Below are 15830 nucleotides of genomic sequence, written 5' to 3'. Positions count from 1 at the left end.
CACTACGCATGTACAGGCGACAGGCCAGCAATCGTCCACCAGCATGGTGGGTGGAATTAATGCTCAAGGGCCCGGGAGTATTGCCATTGGTGGGGAGGCCCTCGGAGACGTATCTACAGACGTTACCGAAAGCGGGGGGTCTCAGGGCACATGAAGCCGAAGAATGTATCCTCCGACGGTAACGCGTCCGTGGCTGTCGGGGGAGACGTCAACGCACCCATCTTCACTAATCCTAGGTTTTACCTGACTAGCGATGTGTCCGTCCCGGATCCGGGTGACTGGCCCAGAGTTAGAGAGACTAACGCCCTTTCATTGGGTGTACACAGAACGTGGAACGCTGCGGGGGCCCCTACCTTGCCCGCATATGTTGAGCGAGACGTTGATGTCGAATTAGCTGAACGAGCTATGGACATAATTTCTGGCGGCGTTCTATTGCTCACGGGCGACTCAACATCTGGAAAGACCCGAACGGCCTACAATTTCCTTAGACGCTTTATGCCGAACTACAGGGTTTACGCGCCCACACCGGGGACTCATCTTTCCGGCCTGCCTCAGTTGGTGCAGTCTTCCAGTGATGGCCCTTTCTTGGTCTGGTTGGATGACCTCGACGGCTTTTTGGGACGGAATGGCGTAGACCCCCTATTTGTAGAAGCTATGCAGCGTCTCGGAGTACCCCTGGTTTGTACAATCCGCGACGACCTATTCGACAGTTATACAGGTCAGCCTCGCGAAGTGGCCGGTAGGGAGGGGCAGGATAGATGGCACGTGGGTAATCGCCTACTTCGCATGCTGGAGCCCGTAAGACTGGAAAGGATTTGGAGCCCTTCGGAACTTACGCGAGCATCCAGGATTTCCGACGAGCGTGTATCGGAAGCCCTCAAACATAGCTCCAGCTACGGGGTGTCCGAGTATCTAGCTGCCGGGCCATCGCTGATGCAGGTATGGAGGAGAGCTAGCCGCGTTGGGGGCCACGCCAGAGGGGCAGCCTTGGTGCGAGCCAGTGTCGACCTGGCACGTGCGGGTTTCACTGGCGGGGTTGACATCGAAGTCCTACGGGACATCCATGTCCGCTACCTGACGAATCCCTCGCTTCGGCCGGAGTCCTGGGAGGAGGCCCTTTCGTGGGCAACCGAAGTGATGTACGGCGTGTCGAGCCTGCTAGTCCCTGGTGCATACGAGCAGACATGGCAGGCGTTTGACTATCTCCCTGACGCGCTGTCGAGGGATCGTAAGGCCTCGCTGGCGATTCCTAACTTCATTTGGGAGGAGGCCTTGGCTCTGAATTCTGAGAATGAAGGCCAATGGCTTATTGGCATGCGTGCATATATGGCAGGTCAAACAGAATATGCTATTACCGCTTGGCGACCGTTGGCTGAGCACGGATATTATGAGGCGGCATCTAACCTTGTCGCAGTATACCTAGAGAAGGGTGACGCTCAGGAGGTAAGGCACTGGCGGAGAATTGCTGCACAGGATGACTTCTACTCGCAGAAGCTAGACTTCCCGGGGGTCGAATACGACCCTGAAGACGGCACGGTGGCCACGGGGTGGAGTCGACGCGGCGAGCGGGTCAAATTCCAATTGCATAAACCGGGTGATGGCGTCCGTCATGCCATGATTGTCGGGGCGCCAGGAATTGGAAAAAGCAACACACTAAGCATCGTTCTGCTTGGTGCGCTAAGTTCTCAGATATTCACCCTAGGTCTGCTTGATTGGTCTCACGAGCAGAAGCACTTCGCTGAACTTAGGGAAGCGGCTTTCTTGAACGCCGGGAACAACTTGCAGGAGTCCCTTGAACTCCTTGCGAAAATTGAAAGGGCCATCGACTTCCGCATCGGTGATGGTCGATACGAAGTTCCCGCACGAGAGCGGCCAGCCATCCTCTTGGCGATCGAAGACGCGCATCTCCTCTTTAATCGAAGCGTGGAAGCTGTACGGATAGCTCTGCGCATATTGCGAGACGGTAGGCCAGCCAGTATATGCCTTTATGTCACTATCCCCGACATTTCCCTTGAGAGTTTTGGTGGCGATGACCAATTAAGGCAGGCGTTCGCCGACCGGAACAATACGGCGTTCTTTATGGGGGACGCTGGATTGCAAATGTGGCGAGATCTCGATTTGCTTCGTTCGGGTTGGGAGGCTGGGGAGTCGGGCTAGAGAAACGAGACCATGCGAGGAAGGCAGCTTCCTCTGACGAGTGAGCGCGACCCTACTCGCAGCTTGCTTCAGGGGCCGTCTGGGGGCCGTCGAAGGGTGGCCCACAGTGACCAATAACGACTAATGACGACCGCTCGACCGCAGGTCAGCGCTGCGCCGATCTCGATCGTTCGAGGTCGCTCCAGGCCGCCGTCACTTCCTGCGCAACAAGAAGAGCGAGTGGGAGGAGTACCGCTCCGAGGTCACCGCCTTCGAGCTGCGGAAGAACCTGCCGGTGCTGTAGGGCCTGTCGTTTGGATCACGCCGCAGACGCGGGGTCTGAACAGCGCTGTCGACTTCCCGCGACCGGATCCGAGCGACAGGCCGTGGGCGCGCGCGGCGCGTCTCGTGCGTACGGCGAGGGGCCGGCGGCCGATCATCGGTCGCCGGCCCCTCGTGGTTCCCTGCGCGTCGGGCAGCGGTGGTGTTCCGGGCCGTGGCCGGCGGGGGCTACTCCTGTTCCCGTCGCGCGGCGAGGTCCGCGAGAAGCTGGTGCAGGGGTTCGGTCGCGCGGCGGCGGTACTCCTGGATCGCCCAGCCGTTGCCGTCGGGGTCCTTGAAGTACATGAAGGTGGCGCCGTCCTGCGGGGCGAACTGCTGCGGCTCGCTCACGTCCAGGCCGCGGGCGGTCAGCTCCGCGTGGGCCGCCTTCGCGTCCGTCACGCAGAGCTGCAGGCCGTGGTACGTCCCCGGGGCCGGCGTGCCCGTGGGCGTCTGGAAGCCGTCCGCCAGGGCGATCGAACAGCCCGAGCCGGGCGGCGTGAGCTGCACGATCCGCACCCCTTCCATCACCTCGTCGTCGAGGTCCACATGGAAGCCGACCTTGTCCCGGTAGAACTCCTTGGAGCGGTCCACGTCGGACACCGGCAACAGGATGACTTCGAGGGTCATGTCCATGGCGTGACTCCTTTGTCGCGACCGTCATAGATGCCGTACGGCCGCCTCGGGGCAGCCCTGAGGCACATGGCTGCCTCCCACACAACCCGAAACCCGGCCGGGGCGCCACCGTGGCGGCGCGGGTTACGCTCGAGCCCGTACGACCTTGATCGGAGTCGAGGAGGCCGGGATGACGGGGCCGGGGCGCAGGAGCAGTACCTTCACGCGACTGCTGCGGCACGGGTTCACCGATGCCTCCGGCGCCGAACGCCTCCTGGACGGCGCCGAGCTGTCCCCCGTGCGCAACGACCCGGTGCTGCTCGAAGCCCTCGGCCGCACCGCCGACCCCGACCTGGCCCTCCACGGACTCGTCCGGCTGCTGGAGGCGCAGCCCGGTGCGAGCGCCCGGCGGGAGCTGCTCGACACCGTGATAGCCGCCAAGCCGCTGCGGGACCGGCTGCTCGGGGTGCTCGGCGCGTCCGCCGCCCTCGCCGACCACCTCGCCCGCCACCCCCGCGACTGGGAGGCCCTGGTCACCTACGAGCCGCGGGACCTCCACCCCGGGGTGGAGGAGTTCGAACGCGGGCTCGCCGAGGCCGACGACCCGGTGGCGCTGCGGATCGCCTACCGGCGCTGCTTGCTGTCCATCGCCGCCCGCGACGTGTGCGGGACCACCGACCTCGCCGAGACCGCCGCCGAACTGGCCGATCTCGCCACCGCCACCCTCCGGGCCGCCCTCGCGCTCGCCCGCGCCGCCGCCCCCGACGACGCCGCACTGTGCCGGCTCGCGGTGATCGCGATGGGCAAGTGCGGCGGACGCGAGCTGAACTACGTCTCCGACGTCGACGTCATCTTCGTGGGCGAGGCCGCCGACGGTGCCGACGAGGGCAAGGCCCTGCGCGCCGCCACCAAGCTGGCCGCGCACATGATGCGGATCTGCTCGGAGACCACCGTCGAGGGGTCCATCTGGCCCGTCGACGCCAACCTGCGGCCCGAGGGCCGCAACGGCCCGCTGGTGCGGACCCTCAGCAGCCATCTCGCCTACTACCAGCGCTGGGCCAAGACCTGGGAGTTCCAGGCCCTGCTCAAGGCCCGGCCGGTCGCCGGGGACCTCGCGCTGGGCGAGGAGTACGTCACCGCCGTCGCGCCGCTGGTGTGGCAGGCCGCCGAGCGGGAGAACTTCGTCCCCGACGTGCAGAAGATGCGGCGGCGGGTCGTCGAGAACATCCCCGTCGCCGAGGTCGAGCGCGAACTCAAGCTCGGCCCCGGCGGACTGCGGGACGTGGAGTTCGCCGTACAACTGCTCCAGCTGGTGCACGGGCGGGCCGACGCGTCGCTGCGCAGCGGCACCACGCTCGACGCCCTGCGGGCGCTCGCCGCCGGCGGATACGTCGGGCGGACCGACGCCGTGCAGCTCGACGAGGCGTACCGGTTCCTGCGGTCCATGGAGCACCGGATCCAGCTCTACCGGCTGCGCCGGACCCACCTCGTCCCCGTGGTCGAGGGCGACCAGCGGCGGCTCGGACGGTCCCTGGGCCTGCGGACCGATCCGGTGGCCGAGCTGAACCGCGAGTGGAAGCGGCACGCGGCCGTCGTACGGCGGCTGCACGAGAAGCTGTTCTACCGGCCGCTGCTGGACGCGGTGGCGCAACTCCCCTCGGGTGAGACGCGGTTGAGCACCGAGGCCGCCCGTGAGCGGCTCGTCGCCCTCGGGTACGCCGACCCCGCCGCGGCGTTGCGGCACCTGGAGGCGCTGGCGTCCGGGGTGACGCGCAAGGCGGCGATCCAGCGGACGCTGCTGCCCGTGCTGCTCGGCTGGTTCGCCGACTCCGCCGACCCGGACGCCGGACTGCTGAACTTCCGCAAGGTGTCGGACGCGCTGGGCAAGACGCCCTGGTACCTGCGGCTGCTCCGCGACGAGGGGGCCGCCGCGGAGAACCTCGCGCGCGTCCTGTCGGCCGGGCGGCTCGCCCCCGACCTGCTGATGCGGGCGCCCGAGGCCGTCGCGCTCCTCGGCGACGGCGACGCCGGCGGGCTGGCGCCGCGCGGGCGGGCCCACCTGGAGCAGGAGATACTCTCCGCGGTCGGGCGCGCCGGAAGCGCCGTGCAGGGCGTCACCGCGGCGCGCGGGGTGCGGCGGCGGGAGCTGTTCCGGACGGCCGCCGCGGACATCGTCGCCTCCTACGGCACCGAGGCACAGCCCGTCGAGGCCGACCGGGGCACGCTCGTCGACCTGGTCGGTGGGGCCGTCTCCGACATCACCGCGGCCACCCTGGCCGGCACCCTGCGGGCCGTCGTGAGGGAAGGGTGGGGCGACACACTGCCCACCCGGTTCGCGATCATCGGCATGGGGCGGTTCGGCGGGCACGAGCTGGGCTACGGCTCCGACGCCGACGTGCTGTTCGTGCACGAGCCCCGGGACGGGGTCGACGAGCACGAGGCCGGGCGGGCCGCCAACACGGTCGTCTCCGAGATGCGGCGGCTGCTCCAGGTCCCCAGCGCCGACCCGCCGCTGCTCGTCGACGCCGACCTGCGGCCGGAGGGGAAGTCCGGGCCGCTCGTGCGGACGCTGAAGTCGTACGAGGCGTACTACCGGCGGTGGTCGCTGGGATGGGAGTCGCAGGCGCTGCTGCGGGCCGAGCCGGTCGCGGGGGACGAGGAGCTGGGGCGGCGGTTCGTCGAGCTGATCGATCCGCTGCGGTATCCGCGCGCCGGGCTCGGGGACGACGCGGTGCGGGAGATCCGGCGGCTCAAGGCCCGCATGGAGTCCGAGCGGATGCCCCGCGGGGCCGATCCGAAGCTGCACACCAAGCTGGGGCCGGGCGGGCTGTCGGACGTCGAGTGGACCGTGCAGCTGCTGCAACTGCGGTACGGGGCCGAGGAGGCGGGGCTGCGGACCACGCGTACGCGGGGGGCGCTGGCGGCCGCCCGGGCGTGCGGGCTGCTGTCGGAGGAGGACGCGGCCACGCTGGACGAGGCCTGGGTGCTGGCCACTCGGGTGCGGAACGCGGTGATGCTGGTGCGGGGGCGGGCCGGCGACACGTTTCCGTCCGATCCCCGCGAGCTGGCCGCGGTGGGGCGGTATCTGGGGTACGGGCCCGGTCATGTGGGGGACATGCTCGACGACTACCGGCGGACCGGGCGGCGGGCTCGGGGGGTTGTGGACGCGCTGTTCTACGGAGCGTGAGCGCGGTGTGACGGGGGAGGCGGTGCGCTGCCGGATGCGGCGTGGGTGCGGTGCTGGGTGCGCTGCCGGGTGCGGCGCGGTGTGCGCCGACCATGCGTCGCGGGCGGCGGGCGGCGGGTCGCGGGTCGGGGCCGTGGCGGTGCGCCGATCCCGTCGGCCATGCGCGGCTGTACGGCTACGGTCTCGGTGCGGACTGTCTCGGTGCGGGCTGTCTCGGCAGGGCGTGGGGGAAGGCGCCGGACCAGGTGCGGGTCACCGTGTAACCGAAGGCCAGGCAGATCATGCCGCCCACCGCGTCGAGCCAGAAGTGGTTGGCGGTGGCGACGATGACGATCAGGGTGGCCGTGGGATAGAGGAGGCCGAGGATGCGTACCCAGGGCAGCTTGGCCAGGGTGAAGATCGTCAGGCCGCACCACAGGGACCAGCCGATGTGCATGGAGGGCATCGCGGCGTACTGGTTCGACATGTTCTTGAGGTCGCCCGAGGCCATCGAGCCCCACGTCTGGTGGACGACCACCGTGTCGATGAAGTCGTTGCCGTTCATCAGGCGCGGGGGAGCCAGTGGATACAGGTAGTAACCCACCAGGGCCACCGCCGTGGTGGCGAACAGGGCCGTGCGCGCTGCCCCGTAGCGGCCGGGGTGGGCGCGGTAGAGCCAGACCAGGACGGCCAGGGTCAGCACGAAGTGCAGCGTGGCGTAGTAGTAGTTCATGCCGACGATGAGCCAGGTCACCGCGTTGACACCGTGGTTGACGGACTCCTCGACGGCGATGCCGAGGTGTTGTTCCATCCGCCAGATCCAGTCGGCGTTGCGCAGGGCCTCGGCGCGCTGCTCCGGGACCGCGTTGCGGATCAGCGAGTACGTCCAGTAACTCACCGCGATCAGCAGGATCTCGAACCAGAGGCGGGGGCGGCGCGCAGTGCGCAGGCGCTGGAGCGGACCCGGGCGTTGTGCGGCCGTCACAGGCGCTGGAACGGCCTGTTCACGGCCTTCCAGTGACGTCGTCACGGTCGATTCACCCATGGACACAGAGTCTGCCAGAAAAGCCTTCTTCTCCGATCATCCCCTGGTCCGATACGGCCCGCATGTTCTCCCACCGGTGGACCCTGGGGGGATACGGCGAACGTACTGCCCGAAAACGGGCTTCTCCGCCCTACGGACGATTGCGGTCACCGGGGGGCCGAGGCCGTCGAGCCGCGGACCACCAGCTCCGGCATGAACACGAACTCGCTGTGCGGGGCCGGCGTACCGCCGATCTCCTCCAGCAGGGTGCGCACCGCGGCCTGGCCCATCGCGGGGACCGGCTTGCGGACCGTGGTCAGGGGCGGGTCGGTGAACGCGATCAGGGGGGAGTCGTCGAAGCCGACGACGGAGATGTCGTGGGGGACGGACAGGCCGCGCTGGCGGGCCGCCCGTATCGCGCCGAGGGCCATCATGTCGCTGGCGCAGACCACCGCCGTGCAGCCGCGGTCGATCAGGGCCATGGTGGCGGCCTGGCCGCCCTCCAGTGTGTAGAGGGAGTGCTGGACCATGTCCTGCTCGACCGTCTCCGCGTTCAGCCCGAGGGTGTCCTGCATGGCGCGGACGAAGCCCTCGATCTTGCGCTGGACCGGGACGAAGCGCTTGGGGCCGAGGGCCAGGCCGATCCGGGTGTGGCCCAGGGACGAGAGGTGGGTGACCGCCAGGGTCATCGCCGCCCGGTCGTCGGGGGAGATGAACGGCGCCTGCACCTTGGGGGAGAAGCCGTCGACGAGGACGAAGGGGACGCCCTGCGCGCGCAGCTGCTCGTAGCGCTGCATGTCGGCGGTGGTGTCCGCGTGCAGGCCGGAGACGTAGATGATGCCGGCGACCCCGCGGTCCACCAGCATCTCGGTCAGCTCGTCCTCGGTGGAGCCGCCCGGGGTCTGGGTGGCGAGGACGGGGGTGTAGCCCTGGCGGGTCAGCGCCTGGCCGATGACCTGGGCCAGGGCCGGGAATATGGGGTTCTCCAGCTCGGGCGTGATCAGACCGACCAGGCCGGCGCTGCGCTGGCGCAGGCGGACGGGGCGCTCGTAGCCCAGGACGTCCAGTGCGGCGAGCACGGACTGGCGGGTGGTGGCGGCGACGCCGGGCTTCCCGTTGAGGACGCGGCTGACGGTCGCTTCGCTCACCCCCGCCTGCGCAGCGATGTCGGCAAGCCGTGTGGTCACAGGGTTGGACTGTACCGGCCAGGTGTCCCCTTGCACACCAAACGGGCGCCGCGGGCGACCTGTTGGACGGCCCCGGCCGGGCTGCTGCGTCATCGCGCTCCCTCGTGAAAGTGATGGCAAGAGCTTGCAGAGTCTTGCACAACCCGTCTCTGGCCGCTCCACCGTTGGAAACAAGCGTCTCATGACGGTCGCCAAGAGGTCACGCACGAATAACTTCGGAGATCCCTTGCACTTCTTTTCTGCAAGGTCTTTCGCAACGCTTACATCGCTGTTACGTTCTGGACGCCCGGCGGCCTCCCCCACTCTCGACTTCGCTCGAGCGGGGGGACCCCCATGGCGCAGTCGGCAAGTCGACAGGAGCGGCGGACGGGGCCGTTTCCTGGGCTACACGGGCTTTCACCCTCAAGGAGAACTCAATGCGGCGTGGCATAGCGGCCACCGCGCTGGTGGCGTCCCTCGCCCTCGCGGCGACGGCCTGCGGCGGAAGTGACGACAGCGGCGACTCGGCCGACGGCCCGGTCACCATCACCTGGTGGGACACCTCCAACGCCACCAATGAGGCCCCGACGTACCAGGCCTTGGTCAAGGAGTTCGAGGCCGCCAACAAGGACGTCAAGGTCAAGTACGTCAACGTCCCCTTCGACCAGGCGCAGAACAAGTTCGACACCGCCGCCGGTTCCAAGGGCGCGCCGGACGTGCTGCGCTCCGAGGTCGGCTGGACCCCCGCCTTCGCCAAGAAGGGCTTCTTCCTGCCGCTGGACGGCACCGAGGCCCTCGCCGAACAGGCCAAGTTCAAGCCGAACCTGATCGAGCAGGCGAAGTACGAGGGCAAGACGTACGGCGTGCCGATTGTCACCGACACCCTCGCGCTGGTCTACAACAAGGCGCTCTTCGCCAAGGCCGGCCTCACCGAGGCGCCCAAGAGCTGGGACGACCTCAAGAAGGCCGCCGCCACGATCAAGGACAAGACCGGGGTGGACGGCTACTGGGGCTCGACCCAGGCCTACTACGCCCAGTCCTTCCTCTACGGCGAGGGCACCGACACGGTCGACGCCGAGGGCAAGAAGATCACCGTCAACTCGGCGGAGGCGAAGAAGGCGTACGGCACCTGGCTCGGCATGTTCGACGGCAAGGGCCTGCACAAGGCGGACACCACCGCCGACGCCTACGCCCACATCCAGGACGCGTTCGTCAACGGCAAGGTCGCCGCGATCGTCCAGGGCCCCTGGGAGATCACGAACTTCTACAAGGGTTCGGCGTTCACGGACAAGAGCAACCTGGGCATCGCCACCGTCCCGGCCGGCTCCACCGGCGAGGCGGGCGCCCCGACCGGCGGCCACAACCTCTCGGTCTACGCCGGCTCGGACGCCGCCCACCAGAAGGCCGCGCTGAAGTTCGTCAACTTCATGACCTCCGCGAAGTCGCAGGCGGCCGTCGCGCAGAAGAACTCCACGCTGCCGACCCGCGACGACGCCTACACCGCCGAGGTCAAGGCCGACCCGGGCATCGCCGGCTACCAGACCGTGCTGTCCGCCGCCCAGCCGCGCCCCGCGCTGCCGGAGTACAGCTCCCTGTGGGGTCCGCTGGACACCGAACTGCCCAAGATCGCGGGCGGCAAGGTCTCCCTCGACAAGGGACTGAGCAACGCCGAGACCGCCATCGCCAAGCTGGTGCCGGACTTCAGCAAGTGAGTCCCGAGTGGCCGCCGGATCACCCCGCGCATGGGGGAGTGATCGGCGGCCACCGGCCTGTCCCCCAGCCCGCCCCTGATCTTCGAATTTCCAGAAGGTGTCGAACCATGACAGTCGCCATCGACCGCGCGACCGGCAAGCGCCGCGGTGACGCGCCGCGCCCCGGGCTGGGTCAGCGCCTGAAGCACGGTTACCAGAAGCACTGGTACGCCTACGTCATGATCGCCCCCGTGGTGGTCGTCCTCGGCGTTCTCGTGCTGTATCCCCTCGGGTACGGCATGTACCTCACCCTCACCGACGCCAACAGCCTGAACACCGGCCGCACGATCGGCGTCAACGAGATCGAGGCCACCTACAAGTTCATCGGTCTGGACAACTACGCCGACATCCTGTGGGGCGAGACCGCCTACGACCGCTTCTGGTCGCACTTCATCTGGACGATCGTCTGGACGGCCGCCTGCGTCGCCCTGCACTACACCATCGGTCTCGGCCTCGCCCTCCTGCTCAACCAGAAGCTGCGCGGACGCACCTTCTACCGGCTGATCCTGGTCCTGCCCTGGGCCGTGCCGACCTTCGTCACCGTCTTCGGCTGGCGGTTCATGCTCTCCGACGGCGGCATCATCAACTCCGCCCTGGAGAGCCTGCACCTGCCGACGCCGCTGTGGCTGGAGGACACCTTCTGGCAGCGGTTCGCCGCGATCATGGTCAACACCTGGTGCGGTGTGCCGTTCATGATGGTCTCCCTGCTCGGCGGCCTCCAGTCCATCGACTCCACGCTCTACGAGGCCGCGGAGATGGACGGCGCCAACGCCTGGCAGCGCTTCCGTCACGTCACCCTGCCGGGCCTGCGCTCGGTCAGCTCGACCGTCGTGCTCCTCGGCATCATCTGGACCTTCAACCAGTTCGCCGTGATCTTCCTGCTGTTCGGCACCACCGCGCCGGATGCCCAGATTCTTGTCACCTGGGCGTACTACCTCGGCTTCGGACAGCAGCCGCGTGACTTCGCCCAGTCGGCGGCCTACGGCATCCTGCTGCTGGCCATCCTGATCGTCTTCACCTCGTTCTACCGCCGCTGGCTGAACCGCAACGAGCAGCAGCTCGCGATCTGAGGCAGGAGTTCCCATGAGTACCACCACCGTCGAGACCTCCGCCGACGTGACCGAGCGGCCCACGGCCGGCCCCGCCGGGGGCCCCGGGCGAGGCAAGCGCGGTGTCGTCGCCTCGCTCGCCTCGCACGGCGTGCTGATCGTCGCCTCGCTGATCGCGCTCTTCCCGATCGCCTGGCTGGTCTTCCTCTCCCTCGGCCCGGACAAGGACGACTACCTCCACCCCGGGCGCATCTGGTCGAAGATGACCTTGGACAACTACTCGTTCGTCCTGCAGAACACGAATTTCTTCGACTGGCTGAAGAGTTCGCTGATCGTGTCGCTGGGCACCACGGTGATCGGCGTGATGATCGCCGCCACCACCGGTTACGCCGTGTCCCGCATGCGCTTCCCGGCCTACCGCAAGTTCATGTGGGTGCTGCTGGTGACCCAGATGTTCCCGGTCGCCGTGCTGATGGTGCCGATGTACCAGATCCTGTCGGACCTCCAGCTCATCGACACCTACCTCGGTCTGATCCTGGTCTACTGCTCGACCGCCGTGCCGTACTGCGCCTGGCTGCTCAAGGGGTACTTCGACACCATCCCGTTCGAGATCGACGAGGCCGGCCGGGTCGACGGACTGTCCCCCTTCGGCACGTTCGCGCGGCTGATCCTGCCGCTCGCCAAGCCGGGCCTCGCGGTGGCCGCGTTCTACAGCTTCATCACGGCCTTCGGCGAGGTCGCCTTCGCCACCACGTTCCTGCTGGACGACGAGAAGTACACCCTCGCCGTCGGACTGCAGAGCTTCGTCAGCGAGCACGACGCCCAGCGCAACCTGATGGCCGCCACCGCGGTGCTGATCGCGATACCGGTCTCCGCGTTCTTCTACCTCGTGCAGAAGAACCTGGTGACCGGTCTGACCGCGGGTGGCACGAAGGGGTGACCCTCCGCCGGGAGGCCGGGACGCCCCCCGAAGACCCGAGGCGGCCGCGGTCACCATCCGACCCCGCTGTGACCGCGCCGCCTCGTCAGCACCGCCGTACGCATGCCTGATCCCGATGACCCGTCCCCCACTCTCGACTCCACGTGAGCGGGGGGGACCCCCACCGCATCAAGGAAGCCATGAGCCAGCAGTACTCCGCCGCCCCGGCCCCGACCACCCGGCCCGACCCGGCCGTCGCCACCGTCGCGCAGCGCGGCGACTGGTGGCGGGACGCGGTCATCTACCAGGTGTACCCGCGCAGTTTCGCCGACAGCAACGGCGACGGCATGGGTGACCTGGAGGGCGTACGCTCCCGTCTCCCGTACCTGCAGGGCCTCGGCGTGGACGCCGTGTGGCTCAGCCCCTTCTACGCCTCGCCGCAGGCCGACGCCGGCTACGACGTCGCCGACTACCGTGCCGTCGACCCCATGTTCGGCAACCTGCTGGACGCCGACGCCCTGATCCGCGACGCCCACGAGCTGGGCCTGCGGATCATCGTCGACCTGGTCCCCAACCACTCCTCGGACCAGCACGAGTGGTTCAAGCGGGCGCTCGCCGAGGGCCCCGGCTCCCCGCTGCGCGAGCGCTACCACTTCCGCCCCGGCAAGGGCGCTGACGGCGAACTCCCGCCCAACGACTGGGAGTCCATCTTCGGCGGCCCGGCCTGGACGCGGGTCACCGAGCCCGACGGCACGCCCGGCGAGTGGTACCTGCACCTCTTCGCCCCCGAGCAGCCCGACTTCAACTGGGAACACCCGGCCGTCGGCGACGAGTTCCGCTCCATCCTGCGGTTCTGGCTCGACATCGGCGTCGACGGCTTCCGCATCGACGTGGCGCACGGCCTGGTGAAGGCCGAGGGCCTGCCCGACCTTGGTTCCCACGACCAGCTCAAGCTGCTGGGCAACGATGTCATGCCGTTCTTCGACCAGGACGGCGTGCACGAGGTCTACCGGCAGTGGCGTCTCGTCCTCGACGAGTACGCGGGCGAGCGCATCTTCGTCGCCGAGGCATGGACCCCGACCGTCGAGCGGACCGCCAACTACGTCCGCCCCGACGAGCTGCACCAGGCGTTCAACTTCCAGTACCTGGCGACGGAGTGGGACGCCAAGGAGCTGCGTCAGGTCGTCGACCGCACCCTGGAGGCCATGCGCCCGGTCGGCGCCCCCGCCACCTGGGTCCTGTCCAACCACGACGTCACCCGGCACGCCACCCGCTTCGCCAACCCGCCCGGCCTCGGCACGCAGATCCGCACGGCGGGCGACCGCGCGCTGGGCCTGCGGCGCGCCCGCGCGGCCAGCCTGCTGATGCTGGCGTTGCCCGGCTCGGCGTACGTCTACCAGGGCGAGGAACTGGGCCTGCCGGACGTCGTCGACCTGCCCGACGAGGTGCGCCAGGACCCGGCGTACTTCCGCGGCGCGGGCCAGGACGGCTTCCGTGACGGCTGCCGCGTCCCGATCCCGTGGACCCGCGAGGGCTCGTCCTACGGCTTCGGCGCGGGCGGCAGCTGGCTGCCGCAGCCGCGGGCTGGGGCGAGCTGAGCATCGAGGCGCAGCAGGGCGTGCCCGGCTCGACGCTGGAGCTGTACCGTTCGGCGCTGGCGCTGCGCCGGTCCCTGCCGGACCTCGGCGCGGGCGACTCGGTGGAGTGGCTGCGCGCCCCCGAGGGCGTGCTGGCGTTCCGGCGCGGTGAGTTCGTGTGCGTCGCCAACACCTCCGGCGAGGCGGTGACGACCCCGGCGTACGGCCGGCTGCTGCTCGCCAGCGGTGAACTGACCGAGGCGGAGGGCGAGGCGAAGGTGCCGGCGGACACGACGGTGTGGTTCACGACGGTCTGACGGCCCCGGGAAACTTCTTGCATCAACTTCACACGGCCCGCTGCCTTTTCAGGCAGCGGGCCTTTAACATCTGCGTCACCGCAAGATTGCGGGAATCTTTCAGCAAGAACCTTCAACGTCGAAGGAACCCCACATGGCACGCAGAACCCTCTCCGGGGCGCTCGCCCTCTCGGCCGCCGCCCTTGTCATGACCCCGTCGCTCGCGCAGGCCTCCCCGCCCGGCACCAAGGACGTCACCGCCGTCCTCTTCGAGTGGAACTTCGCCTCCGTCGCCAAGGAGTGCACCACCACCCTGGGCCCCGCGGGCTACGGATACGTGCAGGTCTCGCCGCCCGCCGAGCACATACAGGGCGCGCAGTGGTGGACGTCGTACCAGCCGGTCAGCTACAAGATCGCGGGACGCCTCGGCGACCGCACGGCCTTCCAGAACATGGTGAACACCTGCCACGCGGCGGGCGTGAAGGTCGTCGTGGACACCGTCATCAACCACATGTCCGCGGGCAGCGGCACCGGCACCGGCGGCTCGTCGTACACGAAGTACAACTACCCCGGCCTGTACTCCTCGTACGACTTCGACGACTGCACCTCGCAGATCACCAACTACGGCGACCGCTGGAACGTCCAGCGCTGCGAACTGGTCGGCCTCGCCGACCTGGACACGGGCGAGGACTACGTCCGCAGGACGATCGCCGGGTACCTGAACGACCTGCTGTCCCTCGGCGTCGACGGCTTCCGCATCGACGCGGCCAAGCACATCGACACCGCCGACCTCGCCAACATCAAGTCCCGGCTGACGAAGCCGAACGCCTACTGGAAGCAGGAGGCCATCCACGGCAGCGGCGAGGCCGTCCAGCCCTCCGAGTACACGGGCAACGGGGACGTCCAGGAGTTCCGCTACGCCTACGACCTCAAGCGGGTCTTCAACAACGAGAACCTCGCCTACCTGAAGAACTACGGCGAGGGCTGGGGCTACATGAACAGCTCCGTCTCCGGTGTCTTCGTCGACAACCACGACACCGAGCGCAACGGCTCCACGCTGAGCTACAAGGACGGTGCCACCTACACGCTGGCCAACGTCTTCATGCTGGCCTGGCCCTACGGCGCCCCGGACGTCAACTCGGGCTACGAGTTCTCCGACACGGACGCCGGACCGCCGGCCGGAGGCTCGGTGAGCGCCTGCTGGCAGAACGGCTGGAAGTGCCAGCACGCCTGGCCGGAGATCCAGCGCATGGTCGCCTTCCGCAACGCCACCCGCGGCGAGTCGGTGACCAACTGGTGGGACAACGGCGGCGACGCGATCGCCTTCGGCCGGGGCTCCAAGGGCTATGTCGCGATCAACCACGAAAGCGGTTCCCTGAGCCGGACCTACCAGACCTCCCTGCCCGCCGGGACGTACTGCAACGTGCAGAACAACACGACGGTGACGGTCGGTTCGAGCGGCCAGTTCACCGCCACCCTCGGCGCGAACACCGCGTTGGCGATCCACGCGGGCAAGTCGAGCTGCTGACCGGGTGACAGCAAGGGTCGTGAAATTTCTTTCCATGTCTTTCACGACCCTTGCTGTAAGCCTTGCGCCGGGGTTACGGTCGCGCCGGCGCCCGGCGACACAGCCGTCCCGTGGCGCAGGGGTCGGACCCAATGAGCCGTAATCGCAAGGAGTTCACACCTGTGACACCGAGATGGCCGGCGCCCGGGACGCGCCGCACCACCCATGCCGGACGGGTCGCCGCGGTCACCGCGGCCGCCCTCGCGGCAGCCCTCGTGCAGCCCCTCGCGGCCCGCGCCGCCA

8 protein-coding genes and 3 pseudogenes are annotated in these 15830 nt (G+C 68.3%); 8 read left to right on the top strand and 3 right to left on the bottom strand.

Annotation, left to right across the window (positions count from 1 at the left end; genetic code table 11):
• Positions 1–786: 786 nt before the first annotated feature.
• Complete coding sequence (locus tag BM536_RS40295) at positions 787–2157, top strand: hypothetical protein (RefSeq protein ID WP_143650902.1); 1371 nt, start codon at positions 787–789, stop codon at positions 2155–2157.
• 196 nt (positions 2158–2353) lie between these two features.
• Positions 2354–2440: pseudogene (locus BM536_RS39475) on the top strand (glutamine synthetase); the annotation flags it as partial.
• Positions 2441–2646: 206 nt separating this feature from the next.
• Here the strand turns inward: BM536_RS39475 and BM536_RS11440 are convergent.
• Positions 2647–3093, bottom strand: a complete 447-nt coding sequence (locus tag BM536_RS11440) for a VOC family protein (protein WP_073492963.1) — start codon at positions 3091–3093, stop codon at positions 2647–2649.
• Positions 3094–3262: 169 nt separating this feature from the next.
• Here BM536_RS11440 and BM536_RS11435 point away from each other — a divergent pair, with 169 nt between their 5' ends.
• Positions 3263–6259, top strand: a complete 2997-nt coding sequence (locus tag BM536_RS11435) for a bifunctional [glutamine synthetase] adenylyltransferase/[glutamine synthetase]-adenylyl-L-tyrosine phosphorylase (RefSeq protein WP_094102889.1) — start codon at positions 3263–3265, stop codon at positions 6257–6259.
• 175 nt (positions 6260–6434) lie between these two features.
• Here BM536_RS11435 and BM536_RS11430 read toward each other — a convergent pair whose 3' ends face one another.
• Positions 6435–7283 carry a phosphatase PAP2 family protein gene (locus BM536_RS11430; RefSeq protein ID WP_073492967.1) on the bottom strand — a complete coding sequence of 283 codons (849 nt, stop codon included), beginning with the start codon at positions 7281–7283 and terminating at the stop codon, positions 6435–6437.
• A 130-nt stretch (positions 7284–7413) separates the two neighbouring features.
• A pseudogene (locus tag BM536_RS11425) lies at positions 7414–8449 on the bottom strand (LacI family DNA-binding transcriptional regulator).
• Between the two features lie 416 nt (positions 8450–8865).
• Between BM536_RS11425 and BM536_RS11420 the strand changes: the two are divergent.
• The 5 genes and pseudogenes from BM536_RS11420 to BM536_RS11400 all read left to right on the top strand — a co-directional run bounded on the left by BM536_RS11420 (position 8866) and on the right by BM536_RS11400 (position 15548).
• The gene (locus BM536_RS11420; RefSeq protein ID WP_073492969.1) at positions 8866–10140 is read left to right on the top strand and encodes an extracellular solute-binding protein; all 1275 of its coding nucleotides are present in this window, start codon (positions 8866–8868) and stop codon (positions 10138–10140) included.
• A gap of 107 nt (positions 10141–10247) precedes the next feature.
• Positions 10248–11249 (top strand): carbohydrate ABC transporter permease, encoded by a 1002-nt coding sequence (locus BM536_RS11415; protein WP_073492970.1) that lies wholly within the window; start codon positions 10248–10250, stop codon positions 11247–11249.
• A 13-nt stretch (positions 11250–11262) separates the two neighbouring features.
• On the top strand, positions 11263–12168 hold the full coding sequence (locus BM536_RS11410) for a sugar ABC transporter permease (protein ID WP_073492971.1): 906 nt from the start codon (positions 11263–11265) through the stop codon (positions 12166–12168).
• Positions 12169–12347: 179 nt separating this feature from the next.
• Positions 12348–14041: pseudogene (locus tag BM536_RS11405) on the top strand (glycoside hydrolase family 13 protein).
• Between the two features lie 133 nt (positions 14042–14174).
• Positions 14175–15548 carry an alpha-amylase gene (locus tag BM536_RS11400; protein WP_073492973.1) on the top strand — a complete coding sequence of 458 codons (1374 nt, stop codon included), beginning with the start codon at positions 14175–14177 and terminating at the stop codon, positions 15546–15548.
• Positions 15549–15830: the final 282 nt, after the last annotated feature.

The sequence above is a fragment of the Streptomyces phaeoluteigriseus genome, assembly GCF_001896135.2.
GTDB classification, from domain to species: domain Bacteria; phylum Actinomycetota; class Actinomycetes; order Streptomycetales; family Streptomycetaceae; genus Streptomyces; species Streptomyces phaeoluteigriseus.
The sequence above is the reverse complement of the archived record's forward strand: the minus strand, read 5'-3'. Positions and strand labels throughout refer to the sequence as shown.

Coding starts and splice junctions, on each gene's coding strand:
- BM536_RS11415 (WP_073492970.1), top strand. CDS start 10,248: ATGACAGTCGCCATCGACCGCGCGACCGGCAAGCGCCGCGGTGACGCG.
- BM536_RS11400 (WP_073492973.1), top strand. CDS start 14,175: ATGGCACGCAGAACCCTCTCCGGGGCGCTCGCCCTCTCGGCCGCCGCC.
- BM536_RS11440 (WP_073492963.1), bottom strand. CDS start 3,093: ATGGACATGACCCTCGAAGTCATCCTGTTGCCGGTGTCCGACGTGGAC.
- BM536_RS11420 (WP_073492969.1), top strand. CDS start 8,866: ATGCGGCGTGGCATAGCGGCCACCGCGCTGGTGGCGTCCCTCGCCCTC.
- BM536_RS40295 (WP_143650902.1), top strand. CDS start 787: ATGCTGGAGCCCGTAAGACTGGAAAGGATTTGGAGCCCTTCGGAACTT.
- BM536_RS11430 (WP_073492967.1), bottom strand. CDS start 7,283: ATGGGTGAATCGACCGTGACGACGTCACTGGAAGGCCGTGAACAGGCC.
- BM536_RS11410 (WP_073492971.1), top strand. CDS start 11,263: ATGAGTACCACCACCGTCGAGACCTCCGCCGACGTGACCGAGCGGCCC.
- BM536_RS11435 (WP_094102889.1), top strand. CDS start 3,263: ATGACGGGGCCGGGGCGCAGGAGCAGTACCTTCACGCGACTGCTGCGG.